We start from the raw sequence: 22,638 nt of genomic DNA, 5'->3' as shown, positions 1-22,638 counted from the left end.
GGGGGCGAACAGAAATTCGATAAAAGCCCATGTCACGCCGTTGCTTGACCCCATGTGGGGGGTTAAGTTCTATGCCTGTTCGCTTTTCCTACCCCGACACGCGAGGAACCCGGAAGTTATGAAACGACATCTGCTCACAGCCGCCGTCACCGCGGCCTTGTCGCTCACGGCAATCGCGGACCCCGCCCACGCGCTGACCGTCAACCTCGACGGCTCTCCTGCGACCGGCGACACCCAGATCGCCGGCGCACTCGCCGCCGCCGCTGCGCAAATCTTCACCACCGGTGCGACAATCACCGCTGGCGACCACACCATCGTGTTCGACCCTCGCGCAGAAGAGCAGCTGCTAAATGTCCCGCCCGGGACTATCCAGATCGTTCCGCCCGTCGGGGCAGACTCTGTCGCCTACCAGACCGGCCGAACATCCGACGGCCGCACCGTGGTCACCCCGTCGACGGGTCGCCTCAGCTCCGGCTTCGGCCCTCGCTGGGGCCGTATGCACCAGGGCATCGACATCGCCAACGACGCGGGCACACCGATCTATGCCGTGATGGACGGCACCGTCATCAACGCGGGTCCGGCGCAGGGTTTCGGCAACTGGGTCGTGGTCAAGCACGACGGCGGCGAGGTCTCCGTCTACGGCCACATGCGCCACTACGACGTCTCCGTGGGCCAGCGCGTCTCCGCGGGTGAGCAGATCGCCACCATCGGCAACGAGGGCCGCTCGACCGGCCCCCACCTCCACTTCGAAATCAAGCCGGACGGTGTCAACCAGGTCGACCCGCAGGTGTGGCTTAACAACCAGGGAATCCGGATTTAAAGCTTCTCCATCGGCACCCCGCCGATGAGCATCAGCCGCACTGTGCCGGACGAGCCGAAGTCGATCACCACGGTCTCCCGCACACCAGAGCCCTCCACGGACTCGACGGTGCCCAGCCCGTACTTGGCATGGTTGACGCGGTCCCCCGGGGCGAGCTGGAGGTTCTTGTTTACCCGGGTTCCCGAACTCGCGGTGCGGCGCCGGGGCGCGCGGGCGGGGGTGCCCCACGCGTCGGAGGTGAACGTGCGCTCCGGTTCCACCCTGCGCCAGTCGAGGAGCTCCTCCGGGATCTCCGCGAGGAAGCGGCTGGCGGGGTTCGTCACCGGGGAACCCCACGACGACCGCAGCATCGCCCGGGTCAGGTACAGACGCTTTTTCGCGCGGGTGATGCCGACGTAAGCTAATCGACGCTCCTCCGCCAGCTCGGCCGGATCCCCCAGCGCGCGCAAGTGGGGGAACTGCCCGTCCTCCCACCCGGTCACGAACACGTGGGGGAACTCCAAGCCCTTGGCGGTGTGCAGCGTCATCAGGGTGACAACCCCTTGCTCGCTGTCCGGCAGTTGGTCGGCGTCCGCCACCAGCGAGACACGCTCCAAGAACGCCTGGAGCGACCCCGGCGCCGGCTCACCCTCCTCCAAGACGCTATCGAGCTCTTCCTGGCTCATGTAGGCGATCTGGTTGGCCGCCTCCGAGGAAAACTCCCGGGCGACCGAGACGAGCTCGTTGAGGTTGTCCAGGCGCGACCCGTCCTGCGGGTCGTTCGACGCTTCCAGCTCCGCGCGGTAACCCGTGGCTTCCAATATGCGGGTTACTACCTGGCCGAGGTCGGGCATTCCGGTGACCTCGTTCTTCAGCGCGGGAAGCTCGGCGCGCAACCCGTCGAGCAACTCGACAAAGCCGACGATGGCGTTCTTGGACCGCGCGGCAAGCATGCCAACGTCGCCCGCCGCGGCGTCGACAAGCGCCTGCCCGAAACTGACCCCCGCATTCTGTGCGTGCAGCGCCACCATCGCCTGCGCCTTGTCACCGATTGCACGCTTTGGAACGTTGACGATACGCCGCAGGCTGACCGTGTCATCCGGATTGTCCAGCACTTTCATGTAGGCGACGATGTCGCGGATCTCGCGGCGCTCGTAGAATCGTGTGCCGCCCACCACCTTGTACGGGATGCCGGAGCGGATGAAGATGTCCTCCAGCGCGCGCGAAGCGTTGTTGGTGCGGTACATCACCGCAATGTCGCTGTACGGGTACCCCTCGTCCGCCAATCGGTCGATTTCGCTGGCGACGAAGCGGGCCTCGTCGTGTTCGTTATCAGCGACGTAGGCGACGATTTGGTCGCCAGCTCCATGTGATGTCCAGAGGTTCTTCGGCCGGCGGCCCTCGTTCTGCGCGATGACGGCGTTGGCCGCGGAGAGGATATTTTGGGTGGAGCGGTAGTTCTGCTCGAGCAGAACCGTGGTCGCGTTCGGGTAGTCACGCTCGAACTCCTCGATGTTGCGGATCGTCGCGCCGCGGAACGCGTAGATGGACTGGTCCGAGTCGCCCACCACGGCGAGCTCCGGCGCGTCCGCGCCGGAACCGACCAGGGTGTGGATCAGTTCGTACTGGGCGTGGTTGGTGTCCTGGTACTCGTCCACCAGCACGTGGCGGAAGCGTCGGCGGTAGTACTCCGTGACCTGAGGGTGCTCCTTGAAGATCCGGACGACTTCACCGATGAGGTCGTCGAAGTCGAGGGCGTTGGACTGACGCAGCCGCTGCTGGTACTCCGCGAACACCCGGGCCACCGTAATGTCGAAGGGATTACGGATCTGCTCGGCCCGCCGCAGCGCCTCCTCCGGCCCCACCAGCTCGTTTTTCAGGTTCGAAATGGCGTTGGCCAGCGTCCGCGCGGAGAACTTCTTCAAATCCAGGTTGTAGTCCTTGGCGATCATCGACAGCAACCGGCGTGAGTCGTCCGAGTCGTAGATGGAGAAGTTGGTGTTCAGCCCCGGCACGAGCTGCGCTTGCTGGCGCAGAATCCGCACGCACACCGAGTGGAACGTGGCCACCCACATGCGCTCGGCCTCGGGCCCGACAAGACCGGCAACCCGCTCCTTCATCTCTGCGGCGGCCTTGTTGGTGAAGGTAATGGCCAGGATTTGCCACGGTGCCACCCCCCGCTCCCGCAGGAGGTACGCGATCCTGCGGGTGAGCACCGCGGTCTTGCCGGAGCCAGCACCGGCGATAATGAGCAGCGGGCCGCCCTGGTGCTTGACGGCGGCTTCCTGCTGCGGGTTGAGTCCCAAAACCAGATCTGTGTTCATGATGACCCTAACCCTACAATCATGACCCGACATGGCCTTCTAGGTGGCATAATGGCCACCCATGAGCGAGTTCGAGATCCGCATGCCCTCCGGAACCGACGACCCGTTGTCGGACGCCGAGATTCAGAAGTACCGCCAGGAGATCGACAGGCTCGACCGCGTGATCCTGGACGCGGTGAAACGGCGCTCGGAGGTTTCCCGCGCAATCGGCAAAACCCGCATGGGCTCCGGCGGGACGCGTCTCGTGCACACCCGCGAGGTCGCGATCATCAACCAATTCCGCGACGAACTTGGCGAGGAAGGCCCGGCCCTCGCCGCGATCCTGCTGCGCCTCGGACGGGGGAAGCTGGGCTAGTCCCGCTCGAGCGAGTCGAGCGCCACCTCGAACTCGAGCAGCTGCGCCTGAGAAGCCACAGGCTTTCCGGAACCCGAGTGGGCGCCGCGGCCCTCGCCCGCCCACCACGCGTCGTAGGACTCCTGGTCGGCCCAGCGGGTCACCACAAAGTAGCGGTCCTCCCCCTTGACGGGACGCAGGAGTTGGAAGCCCTCGAATCCCGGCTGCGAATCAATCGCGTGCTTGCGGGCGGCGAACCGGCGTTCCAGCTCCTCGCCGCCGCCGGCCGGCACGGAAATAGCGTTGATTTTTACGATACTCATAGGTCCCCATTATGCCCTCTCGGCGCTCTGTTTTTGACTAGCGTTGACACCATGACTGACATCACCGCCACGCCAGCCTGGAAAAACCTCGACAAGCTGCACGCCGAGAAAACCGACACCCTCCGTGACCTGTTCGCCGCAGATGATCAGCGGGCCAACAAGTACACTTTCGATGCCGCTGGCCTGCACGTCGACCTGTCGAAAAATCTTATCGACGACGACATCGTCCACGCCCTTATAGAGCTCGCTGAGCAAGCGGGTCTCAAGGAACGCATCGAGGACATGTTCACCGGCGCGCACATCAACAACACCGAGGACCGCGCCGTGCTGCACACCGCGCTGCGCATCCCCGTGGAGGATGACCTCACCGTCGATGGCCAGGACGCCGCCGCGGACGTGCACGAGGTCCTCGGCCGCATGCGCGATTTCGCCTCGGCGTTGCGCTCCGGGCCCATCAAGAAAGTAGTCAACATCGGCATCGGCGGATCCGACCTGGGCCCCGCGATGGCTGCCAAGGCACTGCGCGCCTACGCAACCGCGGGGATTACAGCCGAATTCGTCTCCAACGTCGATCCGGCGGACATGGTCAGCGTGCTGGACAACTGCGTCCCGGAGGAGACGCTTTTCGTCGTGGCGTCGAAAACCTTCACCACGCAGGAGACATTGGCCAACGCGCACGCCGCGAAGCGCTGGCTGCTCGAGCGTTTCGACGGCGACGAGTCCGTGATCGCCGAGCACTTCGTCGCCGTGTCCACCAACGCCGAAAAGGTCGCGGAGTTCGGCATCGACACCAACAACATGTTCCCGTTCTGGGACTGGGTGGGCGGGCGTTACTCCGTCGACTCCGCCATCGGGTTGTCTCTGATGTGCGTCATCGGCCCGCTCGACTTCATGCGTTTCCTCGAGGGCTTCCGCGCGGTCGACGAGCACTTCCGCACCGCTGACCTCAGCGAGAATGTCCCAGCCCTGATGGGCTTGATCAACGTCTGGTACCGCAACTTTCACAAGGCCCAGACCCATGCCGTGCTCCCCTACTCCGAGGACCTCTCCCGCTTCCCCGCCTACCTGCAGCAGCTGACGATGGAGTCCAATGGCAAGTCCGTCACCCGCGACGGCCAGATGGTCACCTACGACACGGGTGAGATCTTCTGGGGCGAGCCCGGCACCAACGGCCAGCACGCCTTTTACCAGCTCATCCACCAAGGCACGACGATGATCCCGGCCGATTTCATCGGCTTCGCCACCCCGAAGCAGGACCTCCCGGCGGCTGACGGGACCGGTTCGATGCACGACCTGCTGATGGGCAACATGTTCGCGCAGACGAAGGTCCTGGCTTTCGGCAAGTCTGAGTCCGAGATCGTCGGGGAGGGCGTCGACAAGCAGCTCGCCCCCCATAAGGTGATGCCCGGCAACCGCCCGACCACGACGATCCTCGCCGAGGAGCTGACCCCGCGCGTGCTCGGTGCGCTGATCGCGCTGTACGAGCACATCACCTTCACCGAGTCCGTGATCTGGGACATCAACGCCTTCGACCAGTGGGGTGTGGAGCTGGGCAAGCAGCAAGCGAACGATCTCGCCGCAGCTGTGGCGGGTGAGGTGGAACCGGACACCGGAGACTCCTCGACCGACGCGCTAATCACCTGGTACACGGGCGCGAAGTAGATGGGTGACTCAATCTCCACGGACCGCTATACGCCCAGGCAGCGCACGGTCTACCGTAAGCGCCTCGAGGACGAGCTCGAGGTGTTTGACCGCCACCTGCAGCAGGCCGAGTTCGTCAGCCACGGCACGATCGGCCTCGAGCTGGAGCTCAATCTCGTCGACGACGCCATGCAGCCCGCCTCCCTCAACCAGGAGGTGTTGTCGCGGCTTAGCGACGAGTACCAGTCCGAGATCGGCTCGTACAACGTGGAGCTGAACCTTCCGCCGCAGAGTCTCGACGGCGACGGTCTGCGCACGCTGGAGAGCGGGTTGAGACAACGCTTGGACGCGGTCAAGAGTGCAGCACGTGAGGCTGGCGCACACGTCGCGATGATCGGCACACTGCCGACGGTGACCACCGAGTTCCTGGAGGACCCGGCGTGGATCACCAACGAGCACCGCTACCGCGGACTGAACAATTGCATCATGGAGTCGCGCGGCGAGCTCTTGCACATCGACGTCAACCGGATGGAGAGCTACCGGCACGACTTCGAGGAGATTTCTACCGAGTCGACGTGCACGTCGATGCAGCTGCACCTGCAGGTCGCACCGAACCGCTTCGCCGACGCCTGGAACGCTTCGCAGGCGATCGCGGGAGTCCAGGCGGCCGTCGGCGCGAACTCCCCGTTGTTCATGGGGCGCCGCTTGTGGCACGAGTCGCGCATCCCGGTATTTCAGCAGTCCATCGACACGCGCACCCAGGAGCTGATCAACCAGGGTGTGCGCCCGCGCGTGTGGTTCGGCGAGCGATGGATCACTTCCGTGTTTGACTTGTTCGAGGAGAACGTACGCTACTTCTCGCCGCTGCTGCCCGAGGGCCGGGTCGAGGCTGGCAAGCCGGTGATGTCCGGCGACAACCCGGGCCTGCACTACCTCAACCTGCAGAACGGCACCGTGTGGCGTTGGAACCGCCCGATCTACGATCCCAACGGCGAACTTTCGCACATCCGCGTGGAAAATCGTCTTCTGCCCGCCGGCCCGACGGTCAAAGACATCATCGCCGACGCCGCGTTCTACTACGGCTTGGTCAAGTACCTCGCCGAGCAGACGCGCCCCGTCTGGTCGCGCATGAGCTTCGCCACTGCCGAGCGCAACTTCCTCGCTGGCGCTCGCGACGGGCTCACCGCGCGCATGGACTGGCCGACCCTGGGCACGATCGACGTCGCCGAGCTGGTGAAGACGTATTTGCTTGACGACGCCCGCCAGGGCCTCACCGCGCTAGGCGTCGACACCGACTGCATCGATGAGTACCTCAGTATCATCGAGGGCCGCGTGGTCAACCGCCAGAACGGAGCCACGTGGCAGCTGGCCGCACTCACCGAGGCGGGTGCAGGGTCGCGGCCCGACACCCCGCAGCGCGATGAGGCGCTGCAGAGGGTTGTCAGGCAATACCTGGTGAATCAGGAAAGTGGCTCGCCGGTTCACACTTGGTCGACGTCGGTCGGGTAGGGCACAATAAGCGGAATGCAGGCAATTATCGACTGGCTCGTCAACCTCATGGAAGTCATCGGCGCCCCCGGCGTCGGCCTCGCAATCCTCGCGGAGAATCTCTTCCCGCCGATTCCCTCCGAGGTGGTCCTGCCGCTGGCCGGGTTCACGGTCGCGCAGGGCTCGCTGAACTTCGCCTCGGTGTTCATCTGGTCTCTGATCGGGTCCGTGGCCGGCGCGTACCTGCTCTACGGTCTCGGCGCCTGGCTGGGCGCGAAGCGGCTGCGCGCCATCGCGGAGTGGATGTGGCTGGTCAAGGGCTCCGACGTGGACAACGCCCTGGCGTGGTTCGACAAGTACGGCAAGGTTTCGGTGTTTTTCGGCCGCCTCATCCCCGGCGTCCGCTCACTGATCTCCATCCCCGCCGGCCTGGACCGGATGAACCTTCTGGCCTTCGGCTTGTGGACGACGCTCGGTTCCGCGATCTGGAACGCCATCTTGATCACCTTGGGCTACTTCCTCGGCGACAACTGGCACATCGTGGAGGAGTACGTGAACACCTACTCCAACGTCGTCTATCTCATCTTGGCCCTGATCATCGTTGGCATCCTGGCGTTCTTCATTCGCCGCGCCATGAAGGACCGGGCGGCTGGCAGTCCGGACACCACCAGATAACCCGCTCCAGGTCGCCCGAGCCGCCGAGGAAACCTTTGGTGATAAGCGCGGTGCACCTGCGGCACGGCTTGTTATTGCGGCCGAACACATAGCTCGTCTCCCCGGCGCGCTTGACCCCCGTGGTCACGCGCACCGGGGAGTCTTTGTTCGCCCACATCAGCCTCCTCGCGAGCCGCACATGCTTGTCGACGTCCACCTCACGCACCAGCCGAGCCGGATGCGTCCCCGCCAAAAACCCAATCTCCGCCCGGTACTCGTTGCCGATGCCCGCCGCGTTCTTCTGGTCCAGCAGCGCCCGGCCGATCTCCATATCGGGCTGTGAGGTAATGCGTCTGACCACCTCGTCGTGGTCGAAGTCCTCCGCCAGCATGTCGGGTCCCAGGTAGCCCATTCGAGCGGAGTATTCGCGGGCCGGGAAGACGTCGACAAGCCCGAGTTCGTGGCCGACGAGTTCGATGTCGCCCTTCGCGTCGGCGAGGCGCAGCACCACGCGCGCGGTGTGGCCCGGTTTGCGCCAGCGCGCGCCGGCGCGGTGCATTGACCACGTGCCCTCCATCTTCAGGTGTGTGTGCAGGATTTCGGGCCCGAACTGCATGAACAGGTGCTTGCCGTAGGGCCACACTTTGTCGCAGGCAAGGCCCGTGAAGTCCACGGTGGCGAAGCGCGGCACCCGCAGGCTCGTATGAGTGACCTCGCGGCCGGCCATGAACTGCAGTCGCTTGGAGAGCTGGTAGACGGAATCACCTTCGGGCATAACTCAAAAATTCTTTCCTGGGGGCTTGACTATCGAACTAGTGTTCTATACAATGGCGTTCAAAGAAAGGGGGAGACATGCAAACCACGACACTCGAGGGTTCTCGCGCAGCCGGCGCCCGGCTGATCATCGAGGGCGAATACCTGGTCTTTTGCGCATATTCCGCAGATCATGCCCACAGCTTAGACGGCGACTACGACATCGAAGTTACACAGCTCATGGCACTGACCCAGCGGGGCAAGAGCTTCGTCGAAGCTGGTATTGACGGGTACAGCCGTCTCCGCGATCTGCCGCGATTGCGCACCATGCATGAGGAACACAAGCTTCTCGACGTCCCCCGGCTCGCCGCCATCGACAAGACGCTACGCGTACTGCCCCCGGAGGCCGATACGGAAACATTTTCTGTGTTCGATGACGCGCTGGTAGACATGTTTACCCTCACCCGCGCCGGTCAGGCACTACCCAGCCCGTGGAGCATCACCCGCCGGCTCCGCCGCCTCGTCGCGGAGATCGACGCATCCGTCAATTTCAACCCCAAGAAGCGGCGCAAGCGAGAGGCGTCCAAAGCCGCGACCGCGGCGTTCCATCCGGTCGCCGAGGATTACGGTGAACGGACTGCCCTGACTCTTGTTGCCGATACTGCAACTATGGCCTGCGTGGGTGCGTTCCTCGACGCAACCGCAAAGGAGAATAATCTCGGCCGCGCCGAAACGATGGTCAAGCTCCTCACCGGGGAATTCACCCCCGCCCCGAACCCGGTGCTCAACATTTTCTCGCCGGGGGTCGACGGAGCGAGGCAAGCAGGCACGTCTGCCTACCTGCCCGGTTTCGGGTGGACGGGAGCGGACGCCACGGCGGTCGTAGATAAGCTTTTGCGCGATCTCCCGCACACGGAGGTCAACCTCGACGACGTGCGCGCCTCGCGTGTCGCCGGTTACTCCCCGACGCCTAGAATGGCCGCTTACGTCAGGGCACGCGACGGCACATGCGTGTTCCCGAGATGCCACAAACCCGCGGAACGCTGCCAGCTTGACCACCGCATCCCCTATGGCGAAGGAGGAGAAACCACCCCGGACAACCTGTTTTGCCTGTGCCAGCATCACCACAACCTGAAGACAGACCGCCGCGCCTTTTACATCCCCGATCCCAGCACCGGCGAGACCGTCTGGCTTTTCGCTGACGGAACCTGGCTGGCAAGCGAGAACAAGGGGATCCTGCGGGGCCAGACCACCCCGTCGAACCCGAGGTGGAAGTCCAGCCCGGCCAGCAACCGCGCCGCCCGCGCGCGCGTCGCCCGCTTCAACGCGCAGTGCCACGCGCTGTGCGACCGGTACGAGCAGGACGGCGACTTCAACGCCTGCATAGCCGGAATTAGGGAGCTGGAGACAGAGTACGACCTGATCTTCGAGTTCCACCCCATGCCCGAAGACTTGTCCTGGATGCCGCCCGAACCGGATCTCGACGAGCCCGTGTACCCCGACCCGCAAAACTACTATTACCTGCCATTGGAGGACGCGGAGGCTTTGCTCCCGCCCGTCAAACTGATCGTCGAAAGGTTCATGCGCGCCGTCCGCGGTTACTAGTCGTCGAAACTCAGCTCCTCCATCGCCTCCGACACGCTCCTGCCCCGGCGCTTGGGTGGCGCAGCATTTCCTGCCCCGATCTTCGCACCCTTGTGGGTCACAACCGCGCCGTAGTTCTTCAACGAGAACGCCGCGTCCCCGTTGAGCTTTTCCACACTCAGCGGCTTCATCCGGCCCGCGTTCACCGCGTCAGCGAGCGCGGAGACCACGAGCGGCATGGGGTCATCCACACCATCCGGGAAGTGGTCGAAAAACGTGGTCATGGTCTTGCCGCCGCGGGTGATGTGGGCGGCGAGGAGGCCGTCGATAAGCACGACCATCGCTCCGGCCGAGCGGGTGGGACCTTGGGCGGGCCATGGCAGGGCCGCGCCGTAGGGGTTGGCGGGATCGGTCGCCGCGAGGACGTAGACGTGCGGCTCGCGCGTGCCCGAGGGCCAGCCGACCACGTCGTCGGAATCCTGGTGGCCGCGCAGTCGGTCGATGGTGGCGGGGGTGGAGAACTGCGAGGCGCCGAGGCCCTCAATGAGGTAACCGCGCATCGCCTTGCCCGACTCCTCGAAGCCCGAGAGCACCTTGTAGGCCAGCGCGAACCCGCCCAGAACATCTTCGGCGACGACACTGCCCCGTGTGACAATTCCGTAGCGGTCCAACCACGCCTCGCCGAACGCGACGGAGCGGCGAGTCGCATCAAGGTCGACAGGAGGGGTGGCGGCCCAGCGGCCCACCATGTCCGGCGGGGTCAGGGTCGCGAATGAGGTGCGGCCGGTGCGCACCCGGGAACGCGAGGGGCGGCGCTTGGCGCGGTGCGCAGTCGAACCGCCGGCCAGGCGCGCGCGGATGGGGGCGAAAGAATCGGGGGCGATAAAACCGGCCTCGACGAGATCCCAGATGGATTCCCGCAGCTCTTCGGTGGTCGTGCTCTCCAGAAGATCGGTGAAGAGGAAGCCTCCGCCGCCGCGCACCTTTTCCATCACCTGTGACTGGGTCAGGGACAGAGCGGGTTCTTCGACCTGGGGCATCAGCTGGCCGGCGTAGTCGGCGGGTAGAAGCATGATCCACGGGTCGCGCGCGCCCGCCTTGCCCGCGCCCACGATCGCGATCTCACCGGACGCGGTCAGCTCGTCGAGCATCGCCGGTGAGTAGTCGCCCACTCGGGACGGCAGGACGTGGGACTCCCACGCTGAGGCGGGCAGGCGCACCCCGGCAAGTTGCTCGAGCACGGTGTACACGCCGTCCGCTCCGCGCAGCGCGGGCCTCTGAAAGGCGGGCGCGACGTGCGACCAGCTGGAGAGAAAGCGGCCGAACGCCGATTGGGACACCGGCCGCGTTTGCGCGCGGGCGGCGGCCAGAGAGCGCGAGCGGATGATGCGCAGCACCTCGGCGGCGACGTACTCCTGGTCGTCCACGCCCTGCCGGTAGCGCCCCTCGATGACCTTGCCGGAGTCGACGAGCGGCTGGAGTGCGGAGTAGGCGGCCCCGACGGCGAGGCCGAAGGCGTCAGCCAAATCACGCAACACGAACGGCCCGCGCGTGCGCACCCACCGACCCACCAGCTGGGCCAGCGCGTCTGTGATGGTCGCGACCTGGGCGGGCACACCGGGCGGCACGGGCACACCGAGGGCGTCGCGAAGCAGAGGGGCGTCGAGCGCCTGCGCGATGTGCTCGCGCCCGCCGATGCGCACCCACATGACGCGCGTGCTTAGCGACGCCTCGAGCGACGCCAGCGGCACCGAGGTATAAAGCGACAGGTCGTCGAGCGGGACTGGACCCACGATGCGCAGGGTGTCGGCGAACTGCTCGGAGGTCTCTGCTTTGCCCACCCGGCGCAGGGAGGCGTCGACCTCGGCGATGATGTCGGCGTCGAGAAGCTCGCGCAGCTCGACGGTGCCCAACAGCTTGGCTAAAAGCGCCGGGTCGAGAGACAGCGCCGCGGCGCGCTTCTCAGCGAGCGGGGTGTCGCCTTCGTACATGAACGCGCCGGTGTAGTTGAACAGCAGCGAGGACGCGAACGGGCTGGGCTGCTCCGTGGTGACCTCGGCGACGCGGATGCGGCGGGTGTTGAGATCCCCCATCACCTCGCGTAACGACGGCAAGTCGTACACGTCCTGCAGACACTCACGCACCGTCTCCAAGATGATGGGGAACGACGGGTAGTTGCGGGCGACGTCGAGAAGCTGCTCGGCGCGCTGGCGCTGCTGCCACAGCGGCGCTCGCTTGCCGGGGTTGCGCCGCGGCAGGAGCAGGGCGCGGGCGGCGCATTCGCGGAAGCGGGAGGCGAACAGCGCGGAGTTTCCGACCTGCTCCGTGACAATGTCGGCGATCTCGTCGGCGTCGAAGGCGAAAAGGGAGGCATCTGGCTCCTTCTCCCCCTGCGGAAGGCGCAACACGATGCCGTCGTCGCCCGCGACCGCTTGGGCGTCCATGCCCGTCTCCTGCGAGATGCGCCAGCCCGTGGCCAGGGCCCACGCAGCGTTGACACCTTTGCCGAAGGGCGAATGGAGCACCACGCGCCAATCCCCCAGCTCATCGGAAAATCGCTCGAGGACCAGCGTTTTGTCGTCGGGCAGTATGCCGGTGGCTTCCTCCTGCTCGCCGAGATAGGCGATGAGGTTGCGGCGTGCGAAGTCGTCCAGCGCGGGGTCCAGCTGCTGGGAGCGGGCTTCTCTGCGGAACTCCCCCAACGCCTTGCCCAGCTCGTACGGCCTGCCGAGCGAATCGCCCGTCCAGAAGGGAAGGCGCCCGGTGTGGCCCGGCGCGGGCGAGACCTGAACCTGGTCGCGGGTGATGTTCTCGATGCGCCATGACGACGCGCCGAGGGTGAACACGTCGCCGACGCGGGACTCGTAAACCATCTCCTCGTCCAGCTCACCCACGCGGCGGGGTGCGGAATCGTTGCCGACCAGGAACACGCCGAACATCCCGCGGTCCGGGATCGTGCCGGCGTTGGTCACGGCGACACGCTGCGCGCCGGGTCGGGCCTTGAGAACGTTGCCCTCCAGGATGGCGCGCGGCCGCAGCTCGGCGAAGTCGGTCGAGGGGTACACCCCCACCACAAGATCGATGACCGCGTCAAACACGTCGCGCGAAAGGTTCCTGTACGGCCAGGCGCGGCGCACGGTGTCGTACCACTCATCCACGTCCAGATCCTCGAAAGCGACCGCCGCCACCGTCTGCTGGGTGAGCACGTCTAGCGGCGAGACGGGAGTGTGCAGCTCCTCGATGAGCCCCGCGCGCATCCGGGGGACGGTGACAGCGGTCTGCACGAGGTCGGAGCGGTGCTTCGGGTAGAACGCGCCTTGGGAAACCTGTCCCACCGAGTGCCCGGCGCGGCCGACGCGCTGCAGACCAGAGGCGACCGACGGCGGCGACTCCACCTGGATCACTAGGTCGACGGCGCCCATGTCGATGCCCAACTCCAGCGATGACGTGGAAATTACCGCCTTGAGCGAACCCTCCTTGAGCATGGTCTCGGTGGTCAGGCGCTCGTCCTTCGACACCGAGCCGTGGTGGGCGCGGGCGATGATACTTGGCGCGTGGCCCGCGGTGTCGACGGACTTCATCAGCTGCGCGGGTGGGCGTCGTAAAGCGGGGCTCAAGCTCTCCGGGTCGTGCTCCTTGGCCCAGAGCTCGTTGAGCTGGCTGGTGAGCCTTTCCGCCGTGCGCCGCGAGTTGACGAAGACGATGGTGGAGCGGTGCGCCATGACCTTGTCGTACACCGCGCGCTCGATATGGGGCCAAATGCTTTTGGGTGTCGGGGTCTCGTCCAGCAGGTCATCCACGATCGCCTCCCCGATGGTCGAGGCGTCTTCAGGAACGGGCAGGTCACTCATGTCTTCGACGGGTACGTGTACGTCGAGCGACCACTTCTTCTCCGCGGGAGGGTTGACGATGGTGGTCTGCGGGCCGAGGAAATTCGCCACCGCCTCAAGCGGGCGCACCGTGGCGGAGAGGCCGATGCGCTGGAAGTTTCCGGCTATTCTTTGCAGCCGCTCCAGCGACAAGGAGAGGTGGACGCCGCGCTTCGTGCCGGCGAGGGCGTGGATCTCGTCGACGATGACGGTGTCGACCGATTTCAAGATCCCCGCCGCCTTCGACGTCAGCATGAGGTAAAGCGACTCCGGCGTTGTGATGAGGATGTCCGGCGGCTTGCGCACCTGGCGGTTGCGCTCCGCCTGGGGGGTGTCGCCGGAGCGTACGCCGACGGAGATGTCGGGCGTGTCCATGCCCATGCGCTGCGCCACGCGCGCGATGCCGCCGAGCGGGGCGCGCAGGTTGTTCTCCACGTCCACACCGAGGGCCTTCAGCGGCGAGATGTAGAGGACTTTCACGCCGCCGTGGGTGGACTTCAACGCGCCGTCGATAGGCAGTGCCTGCTGGCCCGCCCTCTCCACCAGTGAGTTGAGCGACCACAGAAACGCCGCCAGGGTTTTGCCCGAACCGGTCGGCGCGACGACCAGGGCGTTCTCCCCCTGGGAAATCGTGGCCCACGCCCCCTCCTGTACAGCGGTCGGAGCTGCGAAAACCTCGCTGAACCACGTTGCCACCTGGGGGTGGAAACGGTCCAGAACGCTTCGGGTCATGCGAGACACTTTAACCGGGTAATGTTTGGGCCATGACTGTAGCGGACTCCCAGCACTCCGATTCGCGTCTGACGAACCTCATCGCCCAGGGCACGGGCGAGATTCTCAAGGGCATTCGCGGCGTGGGCCTGCTCCGTGGCCGCGAGCTCGGCGAGGCGGGCGACGACCTCGCCCAGAACTGGATCGCCCGCGTTCTCGCGCAGCATCGCCCTGACGACGGGTTCCTCTCCGAGGAGGCCGCGGACAACCAGGAGCGCCTGTCCAAGGAGCGTGTCTGGATCGTCGACCCACTCGACGGCACCAAGGAGTTCGCCACCGGACGCCAGGACTGGGCCGTGCACGTCGCGCTGGTGGAGAACGGCGTGCCTACCCACGCCGCCGTCGGCCTCCCCGACCTCGGTGTGGTGTTCAAGTCCTCCGACGTGCGCCACGTCTCGGGACCCCTGTCGCGCCGCATCGCTCTGTCCCGCAACCGCCCGCCGGAGGTCGCGCAGTTCGTCGCCGACAAGCTCGGCTTCGAAGCCGTCGGGGTCGGTTCCGCCGGGGCGAAGGCGATGCACGTGCTGCTGGGTGACTACGACGCCTACATCCACGCCGGCGGCCAGTACGAATGGGACCAGGCCGCGCCGGTCGGCGTCTCGCTGGCGGCTGGCTTGCACGCTTCGCGTCTCGACGGCTCCGAGCTGCGCTACAACAACAAGGACACCTACATCCCGGACCTTGTGATCTGCCGCCCCGAGCTCAAGGACGAGATCCTCGAGGCCTGCGCAACCTACCTTGCCGAGCGCGGTTCTTTCGACACTCCTGCCGGCAAGCACTAATGTCACACCGCATGAGCGTGCCCACCCCCTACGAAGACCTGCTCCGCGACGTCTTGGAAAACGGGACGCCGAAGGGAGACCGCACCGGCACCGGCACGCGCAGCGTGTTCGGCCGCCAGCTGCGCTACGACCTCTCAGAGGCGTTTCCGCTCTTGACCACCAAGAAGGTCTACTTTAAGGCAGTCGTGGGCGAGCTGCTCTGGTTCCTGCGCGGCGAATCGAACGTGGCGTGGCTGCAGGACAACGGCATCCGCATCTGGAACGAGTGGGCGGATCCCGTCGGCGAGCTCGGCCCCGTCTACGGCGTGCAGTGGCGCTCCTGGCCCACCCCGGATGGCTCCCACATCGACCAAATCGCGGAGTCGCTTCGCCTGCTCCACGAGGACCCTGAGTCGCGCCGGAACCTCGTGTCGGCGTGGAATGTCTCCGAGCTGGACAAGATGGCGCTTATGCCCTGCCACCTGCTGTTCCAGCTCTACGTCGCCGACGGCACGCTGAGTATGCAGGTGTACCAGCGCTCCGCCGACATGTTCCTCGGTGTGCCCTTCAACATTGCCTCCTATGCGCTGCTCACCCACATGTTCGCCCAGCAGGCGGGCCTTGAGGTGGGCGAGCTGGTCTGGACGGGCGGCGACTGCCACATCTACAACAACCACGTCGAGCAGGTCAACGAGCAGCTGTCGCGTGAGGCGCGGCCCTACCCGCAGCTCGAGCTGCACAAGGCGGCGAGCATGTTCGACTATGGCTTCGAGGACATCTCGGTCGTCGGTTACGACCCCCACCCGACCATCACCGCGGAGGTATCGGTGTAATGATAGGCGCGATCTGGGCGCAGAGCCTCGACGGCGTGATCGGCGACGGCGCGGGCATGCCTTGGCACCTGCCCGAGGACTTGAAGCACTTCAAGGACATCACGCTTGGCCACCCCGTCATCATGGGCCGCCGCACGTGGGAAGCCCTGCCCAAGCGCCCGCTGCCGGGGCGCCCGAACCATATCCTGTCCTCCCGTGAGGCTGGTGCGTGGTCCGACGGCGCGTTCGTCTCCCGCGACTTGCCGGACATCCAGACAGACGCCTGGATCATCGGCGGCGCGCAAATCTTCGAGGCGACGCTCGACGAGGTCGACGTCATTGAGCTCACGCTTATCGACGCCTCGTACGCCGACGTCCTCGGACCCGAAGCCGTCATCGCCCCACGAATCCCCGGTGACTTCGAGCTCGTGTCGCAGTCCGAGTGGCTCACATCGACCACCGGTTTGCGCTACCAGTTCCAGCGCCTTGAAAGGAATTAAGTTATGTCTGCTCCTGTGACCGTCTACGCCACCAGCTGGTGCCCTTACTGCCGCACCCTGCTCGGCGGTCTGAAGCGCACAGACGTGGACTACGAGGTCGTCGATGTCGATGACCCCGCCAACAAGGAGTTCTCTGACTGGGTCGCCTCGGTGAACAACGGCAACCGCATCGTGCCTACGGTGCGCTACGCGGACGGAACGCATCAGACGAACCCGGGCGTAGGGGCGGTCGTCGATAAGTTCAACGCCATGCGCTAACCTTTTTCGAGTTGCCCCAGTAGCTCAGTGGATAGAGCACGGCTCTCCTAAAGCCGGTGTCGGAGGTTCGATTCCTCTCTGGGGCGCTTTGTTGTGTTCGGATAGACAGAGCCCTGGTTACCCAGTAACCTCCTAGTTACCCAGTAACCATCCGAAAGGGCCCCTGCCCATGTCTGTGAAATATTCGCTGCTGACGCTGCTAAATGAGCAACCCCGGTCGGCGAAAAGACTCCAAACCGATCTGGACGCTGAGATGCACGGTTTCTTCGCGCTCAACATCGGCCAGGTCTCCCAAACCCTTTCCCGACTCGTGCGCGAGGGTCTCGCCAGAACCACTACCAGCGTGTCCGAGGCCACGGGCCGCGACGTCGAGGTTTACGAGCTCACCGCCTCCGGGCGCGACGAGCTCAATCTTTGGTGGGACGGGACTGTCACACAGCCCGGTGCGGCGCGCGATGAGCTGGTGATTAAGTTTGCGCTGGCGGCGCGGCGACAGGAGAACGTCGACAAGCTTCTTGACGCCCAGCGCTTCGCAACCCTCGCCGACATCCGCGAACTCACCCGCGCCACCCGCTCGTTGCCCGAGGAGCGCACCGCCGAGCGCCTGAACATCGAGCGCCAAATCTTCGAACTCGAGGCCGTCATGCGCTGGCTCGACCGCGTTGAAGCCCTACAACCGCCCAAGGAGGCATGAAATGACCACCCCCTACCCCATTGAACTCGTCGACGTGACCTCCACCTTCGGCGAAGGCGCGCGCCAGGTCACCGCCCTGCGGGACGTGAGCATGTTTCTGCGGCCGGGCGAGCTTATCGCCGTGATGGGCCCGTCCGGCTCCGGCAAATCGACCTTGCTTAACGTCGCCGGCCTGCTGCTGAAACCCACCAGCGGCCGCGTGCTGGTAGGAGGGGTCGACACAGCCAACCTGCCCGCGCGCAAGAGCGCTGAACTACGCCGCACCGAGCTCGGATTCGTCTTCCAAGACTTCAACCTCGTGCCCACCCTCACTGTCGGCGAGAACGTCGCGCTCCCGCTCGAGCTCGATGGCCTACCTCGCGCACAGGGCCTCGAGCTTGCCGACGCCGCGCTGGCCGAGGTCGGCCTGGAAGGGCTGGGAACGCGCTTCCCCGAGGAAATTTCGGGTGGTCAGGCGCAACGAGTCGCGATCGCACGCGCGCTCATCGGCAGCCGCCAGGTCGTGCTCGCCGACGAGCCCACCGGCGCCTTAGACACCGCCACATCCGCCCAAATCATGGGTGTGCTTCGCCAGCGAGTCGACGCCGGTGCAGCTGGAATGCTGGTCACGCACGAGCCCCGGTTCGCCGCGTACGCCGACCGCGTCCTCATGATGCGCGACGGCGAACTCACGGGTCAGGAGGCCGCACGATGAGTGCGCTCGTCGCGGCTGCTCGGCCGGTAATCCGGGATTTCGCCAACACCAAGCTCCGCATCCTCGCCGCGGTCATGCTTATTGCTCTGCCCGTGGGGTTCGCTGCTTTCGCCATCGTGCGCGACGCCTCCGCCTCGCATGCAACCGTCCGTACCTCCATGGGCAATTCGGTGACCCTCGGGGGTGAGCGCTGTGAGCAGAGCATCAATGGGTACGAATCGGACTGCAGCGGCACACCGCGCGAGTTGGCCGCGGCGGACGCCGTCAACGCCGAGATGCCCGACGGCCTGCGCGCGGAGCTCTCCACCAGAGAAAACGTGGTCCTCACGTCAGGCTCGGGTGGCACCTCGAGCATGGTGTCCGTCGTGCCGCCGTCGCTTATCGCGCAGGGGATTCCCGTTCCTGGCGCGGGTGAAATCGTGGTCTCGCGCACGACCGCGGACATTCTAGACCTCTCGGTCGGGGATCCGGTCTTCCTGCGGTGGAATGGGGTGACCGCGGACCTGACCGTCAAGGCGGTCTCCCCGGGGTGGAGCGACTACGTCACCCCGGACGTCTGGGGCGAATCTTTCAATCCGTCGCAACTTTCGTCGGTGAGCTGGCAGATCGTGGGTGACCGGCCGGTGACGTGGGACGATGTCATCGCGCTGAATGAGCACGGTTACGTGGTGTCCAGCGAGGACGTCATGAACAACCCGCCGAGCCCCGACCGGGTCTACGAGCAGTTCCGCGACGGCTCAACAGGACCGTCGGCGACCGCGGCGCATCATCTCAGTGACGCTCTACTCACCATCGTCGTTCTCGGGATCCCGGGCATCCTCATTCTGCTGTTCATCTCGCCTGTGTTCACCCTCGCCCTGAACCGCCACACCAGGATGTTCTCTCTCATGGCGGCGCAAGGCGCCTCGCCGCGCCATATCCGTCTTGCTGTGCTCGCGTCCGGCGGCCTCCTCGGGTTGGCAGGCTCAACAATTGGCGCGGTTGCCGGCACGGTGGCGTCGATCATTGCGTGGCTCGTTCAATTCCCTGGCTGGGATCTCATGCCCAGCTGGCCGAGTCTTGCGCTGGCCTGGGCGTTCGGCATCGCTGGGTCGGCGGCTCTGGCCGGGATTCCGGCAATCATGGCCTCGCGCACGGCGATTCCTGCGGGTATCAAAGGCGGGGCTAGCGACCGCATGCTCCGTTGGCGCTGGTGGATGCTTATCGGCCCAGTGCTCCTGGTTCTTACCGCGGGCGCCTGGGTGACGGTGGAAGCGCTGCACTACTTCGGCCGCGACACCCAGTTCGAGTGGCAGTCAACCCTCGTCCTCACCGGGCTCATCGGTTTGATCGCCTCCTCCCCGGCTGTACTCTTCGGAACGGCCCGGGCAGCATCGCGCGGTTCCCTAGCCGTGCGCCTGGCGGGGCGCGGCATGTTGCGTCGCTCGCTGCATTCACTCCCCGCGCTCGCGGCGCTGCTAGTAATTTCGTGTCTGTTCACCACGTTCCATGTCGGTGTTCACGCTTCAAGTGAGACCCAACTAGCTGCCGAGAGACTGGTCAACACCAGCCGGTTCGTCGGCGTCACCCCTGTGGACCCGGCGCACGCCCCCGCAGAGTCTGTGGCAGCCGCCGAAGCCGCCGCCGATTCTCTGCACAAAGCGTTCGGTGGGGCACAACCGGTCGAGCTGCGGGGAGTTCCATACTCGTGGGACAGCAAACCCGGAGACGTGGAGACCCTTGAGCTCGCGGGCTATCCGCGATGCGCGGCGGATAGCGTCAGTGACTATCGGCGCCCGAGCATGGACGACTTCCACAATACCGACGGCACGTCTGCAGCGATCGACCCGCAGGCCGCCGACGATTGCCACTCGCTGATGATGAGGTATCTCAGTGACACGGGCACCCCAGCGAGCCAGGCGGGGTTGGCGATCGTGCAAGGGCCCGAGGACCTGGGGATATGGGAGATGAGCCGGGACACCCGCGAGGAAGCCAAGAACACGCTCGCTCGCGGAGGGATCCTCGTGCCCCGGGGCATGGGCCTCGACGGCACCGACACCGACGCGGAGGTAATTGTTACCCGGACTTCGGACGGGAAGGAATCACGCGCAGTAACCGCGTTCGCGGCGTTGGACCCCCGCGCCGGGCAGACCATGGTGCTATCTCGCGAGGCAGCAGAGGCACTTGACGTGCCAGTTCACCTGCTTGCTTACCTGGTTCCAGTGCCCGACGACGTCTCCCAGGCGGAGGTTCGCCGAATTACTGAGCGAGTGGGTGATGACATGGACGCAGCTGGCGAGCATGTGAACATCAGCTTCTCGTCGCTATGGACGGGCGTGCCGAGGTGGATGCCGGCGGGAGCGATGACGCTAATCGCCAGCATGATCCTTCTGATGATTATTGCGCTTGCCGCGGTCGGCGTGCGACGCGACAGCGTAGCCCTGCAATCCGTGGGGGCAACACCCTCGCTCACCGCGCGAATCGCCGCAGCACAGATGGTGCTTCTCTCCGGGGCAGGCCTAGGTGCCGGACTCATCACCGGCCACCTCGCGGCGTGGGTCATCGCCAGCGAAAGCCTCTACGACATCAACGGGAACTTGCTGCGGATCGGTTCCCAGCAGTTCATCCGACCGGGTTGGGAGCTCATCCTCGCAGCTCTCGCGGTGACCTGTGCTGCCGGCCTCGTGTCATGGGTGGCCCACAGGGGTGAGCCGGACGATCTGACTCAGCGGCGGGGGTGAGATTCAGCCCCATCGTCTAACCTCGGCACAATGACTGGCTACCTCACCCCCACCACGAAGGTCCGCGTCTCAGACCTCAAAGCGAAAAAGGCCCGAAGCGAGGCCTGGGCCATGCTCACCGCCTACGACTACTCCACCGCTCGGGTCTTCGCCGAGGCCGGCATCGAGTGCCTGCTGGTGGGCGACTCCGCCGCCAACGTCGTGTTCGGTTACGAGACCACCAACAAGGTCTCGCTCGACGAAATGGCCTACCTCGGCGCCGCCGTCGTGCGCGGGGCGGGCAACGCGCTTGTCGTCGTCGACCTGCCCTTCGGCACATACGAGGCCAGCGACGAGCAGTGCGTTAAAAGCGCAACCGAGTTGATCCACCGCACCGGGGCTCACATGGTCAAACTCGAGGGCGGCGAGCGTATGGCCCCGCGCATTAGCGCCTTGAAAAACGCGGGTCTCGCGGTCTGCGCCCACGTCGGGTTCACCCCGCAGTCCGTGGACAACCTCGGCGGCTTCAAGGTGCAGGGACGCGACGCCGCAGCCGGCCAGCTCCGCGCGGACACCGAGGCGGTAGTCGAGGCCGGAGCCGACATGGTCGTGTTTGAGATGGTCCCGGCGGAGCTCGCCGCCTCGATTACCGAGACCTGCCCCATACCCACGATCGGAATCGGCGCCGGGGGCGGCACGGACGCGCAGGTGCTGGTGTGGCACGACATGGCGGACCTGCCGGCTGGCGGGCGCCGCCCAAAGTTCGTGCGCCAGTTCGGCGAGGTGGGCGCGGAGCTCCGCAACGCCGCGGCCGCCTTCAAGCAGGCGGTGCATGAGGGCACTTTCCCGGCCGCGGAGCACTCTTTCTAAATCTCTACGGCGGCGTTGTCGATGAGGCGCGTCGCGCCCACCCGCGCCGCCACCAGCAGGCGCGCGGGGCCGCGGAATCCCTCGGGCACCTCCCGCAGGTCGGGGGTGGTCAGTGCGAGGTAGTCGAGGTTGACGTCGGGGGAGGCGTCGATAAGCGAGCGAGCCTTTTCGACGCTGCCGGTGGCCAGCGCCCGCGACAAAATCTCCGCGGTGCGGGCCTCATCGGCGGAGAGGTAGCGGTTTCGCGAGGACATCGCGAGGCCCGATTCCTCGCGCACGATCGGGCAGCCGTGCACGCGCACCGGCATGTTGAGGTCGGCGACCATCTGCCGGATGAGAACGAGCTGCTGGTAGTCCTTCTCCCCGAAGAACGCGTCCGTGGCTCGTATGAGCGCAAACAGCTTAGCGACGACCGTGAGCACGCCCGCGAAGTGCGTCGGGCGCGACGCACCCTCGAGGATCATCCCCGCCGGACCCGGGTGGATCGTCGTGCGCGGGCCGGCCGGGTACATCGTGGCAACCGACGGGGCGAACACCGCATCGACACCCTCGCTCTCGAGCAGTGCGACATCGGCGCTAAGCGTGCGCGGGTAGGCGTCGAGGTCTTCGCCCGGCGCGAACTGCAGCGGGTTGACAAAAATGCTCACCACCACCGGTGAGCCGGTTGTCCGTGCCGCGCGGACCAGCGACAGGTGCCCGTCGTGCAGCGCACCCATGGTGGGCACGAGGGCGAGCGTGCGGGGGTGGCCGATGGAGGCTTCAAGCTCTGCGGGTGTATGAACGAGTTCGGTCATGTTTGAAAAACTTATC

The 22,638-nt window shown here is 65.6% G+C and carries 19 protein-coding genes and 1 tRNA gene; 15 read left to right on the top strand and 5 right to left on the bottom strand.

Annotation, left to right across the window (positions count from 1 at the left end):
* Positions 1 to 118 precede the first annotated feature (118 nt).
* Positions 119 to 820 (top strand): M23 family metallopeptidase, encoded by a 702-nt coding sequence (locus G7Y29_RS03155; protein ID WP_165001945.1) that lies wholly within the window; start codon positions 119 to 121, stop codon positions 818 to 820.
* Here G7Y29_RS03155 and pcrA read toward each other — a convergent pair.
* The gene (gene pcrA / locus G7Y29_RS03150; protein ID WP_165001944.1) at positions 817 to 3,123 is read right to left on the bottom strand and encodes a DNA helicase PcrA; all 2,307 of its coding nucleotides are present in this window, start codon (positions 3,121 to 3,123) and stop codon (positions 817 to 819) included. The genes G7Y29_RS03155 and pcrA overlap by 4 nt on opposite strands.
* Before the next feature lie 61 nt (positions 3,124 to 3,184).
* Between pcrA and G7Y29_RS03145 the strand changes: the two genes are divergently transcribed.
* Positions 3,185 to 3,478: a chorismate mutase gene (locus G7Y29_RS03145; protein ID WP_165001943.1), complete on the top strand. Its 294-nt coding sequence runs from the start codon at positions 3,185 to 3,187 to the stop codon at positions 3,476 to 3,478.
* Here the strand turns inward: G7Y29_RS03145 and G7Y29_RS03140 are convergent.
* Positions 3,475 to 3,780, bottom strand: a complete 306-nt coding sequence (locus tag G7Y29_RS03140) for an antibiotic biosynthesis monooxygenase family protein (protein ID WP_165001942.1) — start codon at positions 3,778 to 3,780, stop codon at positions 3,475 to 3,477. The genes G7Y29_RS03145 and G7Y29_RS03140 overlap by 4 nt on opposite strands.
* 51 nt (positions 3,781 to 3,831) lie before the next feature.
* On the opposite strand from G7Y29_RS03140, the gene pgi reads away from it, so the two are divergent.
* The 3 genes from pgi to G7Y29_RS03125 are packed head-to-tail and all read left to right on the top strand — an operon-like array spanning position 3,832 to position 7,584.
* Positions 3,832 to 5,442 (top strand): glucose-6-phosphate isomerase, encoded by a 1,611-nt coding sequence (gene pgi / locus G7Y29_RS03135; protein WP_165001941.1) that lies wholly within the window; start codon positions 3,832 to 3,834, stop codon positions 5,440 to 5,442.
* The gene (locus G7Y29_RS03130) at positions 5,443 to 6,930 is read left to right on the top strand and encodes a glutamate-cysteine ligase family protein (RefSeq protein ID WP_165001940.1); all 1,488 of its coding nucleotides are present in this window, start codon (positions 5,443 to 5,445) and stop codon (positions 6,928 to 6,930) included.
* Between the two features lie 15 nt (positions 6,931 to 6,945).
* Positions 6,946 to 7,584, top strand: a complete 639-nt coding sequence (locus tag G7Y29_RS03125; protein ID WP_165001939.1) for a DedA family protein — start codon at positions 6,946 to 6,948, stop codon at positions 7,582 to 7,584.
* On the opposite strand, the gene G7Y29_RS03120 is transcribed toward G7Y29_RS03125, so the two are convergent.
* The gene (locus tag G7Y29_RS03120; RefSeq protein WP_165001938.1) at positions 7,529 to 8,338 is read right to left on the bottom strand and encodes an Fpg/Nei family DNA glycosylase; all 810 of its coding nucleotides are present in this window, start codon (positions 8,336 to 8,338) and stop codon (positions 7,529 to 7,531) included. The genes G7Y29_RS03125 and G7Y29_RS03120 overlap by 56 nt on opposite strands.
* Positions 8,339 to 8,415: 77 nt before the next feature.
* Here G7Y29_RS03120 and G7Y29_RS03115 point away from each other — a divergent pair, with 77 nt between their 5' ends.
* Positions 8,416 to 9,921, top strand: coding sequence for an HNH endonuclease signature motif containing protein (locus G7Y29_RS03115; protein WP_165001937.1), 1,506 nt, complete (start codon positions 8,416 to 8,418; stop codon positions 9,919 to 9,921).
* On the opposite strand, the gene G7Y29_RS03110 is transcribed toward G7Y29_RS03115, so the two are convergent.
* Positions 9,918 to 14,501, bottom strand: a complete 4,584-nt coding sequence (locus G7Y29_RS03110; RefSeq protein WP_165001936.1) for an ATP-dependent helicase — start codon at positions 14,499 to 14,501, stop codon at positions 9,918 to 9,920. The two genes, G7Y29_RS03115 and G7Y29_RS03110, sit on opposite strands and share 4 nt — an antisense overlap.
* 32 nt (positions 14,502 to 14,533) lie before the next feature.
* Between G7Y29_RS03110 and G7Y29_RS03105 the strand changes: the two genes are divergently transcribed.
* The 9 genes from G7Y29_RS03105 (at position 14,534) to panB (ending at position 21,828) form a co-directional block, all read left to right on the top strand.
* Complete coding sequence (locus tag G7Y29_RS03105) at positions 14,534 to 15,322, top strand: 3'(2'),5'-bisphosphate nucleotidase CysQ (protein ID WP_165001935.1); 789 nt, start codon at positions 14,534 to 14,536, stop codon at positions 15,320 to 15,322.
* A gap of 11 nt (positions 15,323 to 15,333) precedes the next feature.
* Positions 15,334 to 16,134 carry a thymidylate synthase gene (locus G7Y29_RS03100; RefSeq protein ID WP_165001934.1) on the top strand — a complete coding sequence of 267 codons (801 nt, stop codon included), beginning with the start codon at positions 15,334 to 15,336 and terminating at the stop codon, positions 16,132 to 16,134.
* Entirely contained in the window at positions 16,134 to 16,613 is a 480-nt protein-coding gene (locus G7Y29_RS03095) for a dihydrofolate reductase (protein ID WP_165001933.1), read from the top strand. The genes G7Y29_RS03100 and G7Y29_RS03095 overlap by 1 nt, the downstream gene beginning before the upstream one ends.
* A gap of 3 nt (positions 16,614 to 16,616) precedes the next feature.
* Complete coding sequence (locus tag G7Y29_RS03090) at positions 16,617 to 16,871, top strand: mycoredoxin (RefSeq protein WP_165001932.1); 255 nt, start codon at positions 16,617 to 16,619, stop codon at positions 16,869 to 16,871.
* A gap of 13 nt (positions 16,872 to 16,884) precedes the next feature.
* Positions 16,885 to 16,957 (top strand) — tRNA-Arg (locus G7Y29_RS03085).
* Between the two features lie 83 nt (positions 16,958 to 17,040).
* Entirely contained in the window at positions 17,041 to 17,565 is a 525-nt protein-coding gene (locus tag G7Y29_RS03080; protein WP_165001931.1) for a PadR family transcriptional regulator, read from the top strand.
* A 1-nt stretch (position 17,566) separates the two neighbouring features.
* Entirely contained in the window at positions 17,567 to 18,259 is a 693-nt protein-coding gene (locus tag G7Y29_RS03075; RefSeq protein ID WP_165001930.1) for an ABC transporter ATP-binding protein, read from the top strand.
* Positions 18,256 to 20,979: an ABC transporter permease gene (locus G7Y29_RS03070; protein WP_165001929.1), complete on the top strand. Its 2,724-nt coding sequence runs from the start codon at positions 18,256 to 18,258 to the stop codon at positions 20,977 to 20,979. Before G7Y29_RS03075 ends, G7Y29_RS03070 begins: the two co-directional genes overlap by 4 nt.
* Positions 20,980 to 21,009: 30 nt before the next feature.
* Complete coding sequence (panB, locus tag G7Y29_RS03065; protein ID WP_165001928.1) at positions 21,010 to 21,828, top strand: 3-methyl-2-oxobutanoate hydroxymethyltransferase; 819 nt, start codon at positions 21,010 to 21,012, stop codon at positions 21,826 to 21,828.
* Here panB and panC read toward each other — a convergent pair.
* Positions 21,825 to 22,622: a pantoate--beta-alanine ligase gene (gene panC / locus G7Y29_RS03060; protein ID WP_165001927.1), complete on the bottom strand. Its 798-nt coding sequence runs from the start codon at positions 22,620 to 22,622 to the stop codon at positions 21,825 to 21,827. The genes panB and panC overlap by 4 nt on opposite strands.
* Positions 22,623 to 22,638 lie beyond the last annotated feature (16 nt).

Source organism: Corynebacterium qintianiae (genome assembly GCF_011038645.2).
In the GTDB taxonomy this organism is placed as follows: Bacteria; Actinomycetota; Actinomycetes; order Mycobacteriales; family Mycobacteriaceae; genus Corynebacterium; species Corynebacterium qintianiae.
Note: the sequence above shows the minus strand (reverse complement) of the source record. Positions and strands in the feature narration are given on the sequence as shown.

Coding starts and splice junctions, on each gene's coding strand:
- G7Y29_RS03155 (WP_165001945.1), top strand. CDS start 119: ATGAAACGACATCTGCTCACAGCCGCCGTCACCGCGGCCTTGTCGCTC.
- pcrA (WP_165001944.1), bottom strand. CDS start 3,123: ATGAACACAGATCTGGTTTTGGGACTCAACCCGCAGCAGGAAGCCGCC.
- G7Y29_RS03145 (WP_165001943.1), top strand. CDS start 3,185: ATGAGCGAGTTCGAGATCCGCATGCCCTCCGGAACCGACGACCCGTTG.
- G7Y29_RS03140 (WP_165001942.1), bottom strand. CDS start 3,780: ATGAGTATCGTAAAAATCAACGCTATTTCCGTGCCGGCCGGCGGCGGC.
- pgi (WP_165001941.1), top strand. CDS start 3,832: ATGACTGACATCACCGCCACGCCAGCCTGGAAAAACCTCGACAAGCTG.
- G7Y29_RS03130 (WP_165001940.1), top strand. CDS start 5,443: ATGGGTGACTCAATCTCCACGGACCGCTATACGCCCAGGCAGCGCACG.
- G7Y29_RS03125 (WP_165001939.1), top strand. CDS start 6,946: ATGCAGGCAATTATCGACTGGCTCGTCAACCTCATGGAAGTCATCGGC.
- G7Y29_RS03120 (WP_165001938.1), bottom strand. CDS start 8,338: ATGCCCGAAGGTGATTCCGTCTACCAGCTCTCCAAGCGACTGCAGTTC.
- G7Y29_RS03115 (WP_165001937.1), top strand. CDS start 8,416: ATGCAAACCACGACACTCGAGGGTTCTCGCGCAGCCGGCGCCCGGCTG.
- G7Y29_RS03110 (WP_165001936.1), bottom strand. CDS start 14,501: ATGACCCGAAGCGTTCTGGACCGTTTCCACCCCCAGGTGGCAACGTGG.
- G7Y29_RS03105 (WP_165001935.1), top strand. CDS start 14,534: ATGACTGTAGCGGACTCCCAGCACTCCGATTCGCGTCTGACGAACCTC.
- G7Y29_RS03100 (WP_165001934.1), top strand. CDS start 15,334: ATGAGCGTGCCCACCCCCTACGAAGACCTGCTCCGCGACGTCTTGGAA.
- G7Y29_RS03095 (WP_165001933.1), top strand. CDS start 16,134: ATGATAGGCGCGATCTGGGCGCAGAGCCTCGACGGCGTGATCGGCGAC.
- G7Y29_RS03090 (WP_165001932.1), top strand. CDS start 16,617: ATGTCTGCTCCTGTGACCGTCTACGCCACCAGCTGGTGCCCTTACTGC.
- G7Y29_RS03080 (WP_165001931.1), top strand. CDS start 17,041: ATGTCTGTGAAATATTCGCTGCTGACGCTGCTAAATGAGCAACCCCGG.
- G7Y29_RS03075 (WP_165001930.1), top strand. CDS start 17,567: ATGACCACCCCCTACCCCATTGAACTCGTCGACGTGACCTCCACCTTC.
- G7Y29_RS03070 (WP_165001929.1), top strand. CDS start 18,256: ATGAGTGCGCTCGTCGCGGCTGCTCGGCCGGTAATCCGGGATTTCGCC.
- panB (WP_165001928.1), top strand. CDS start 21,010: ATGACTGGCTACCTCACCCCCACCACGAAGGTCCGCGTCTCAGACCTC.
- panC (WP_165001927.1), bottom strand. CDS start 22,622: ATGACCGAACTCGTTCATACACCCGCAGAGCTTGAAGCCTCCATCGGC.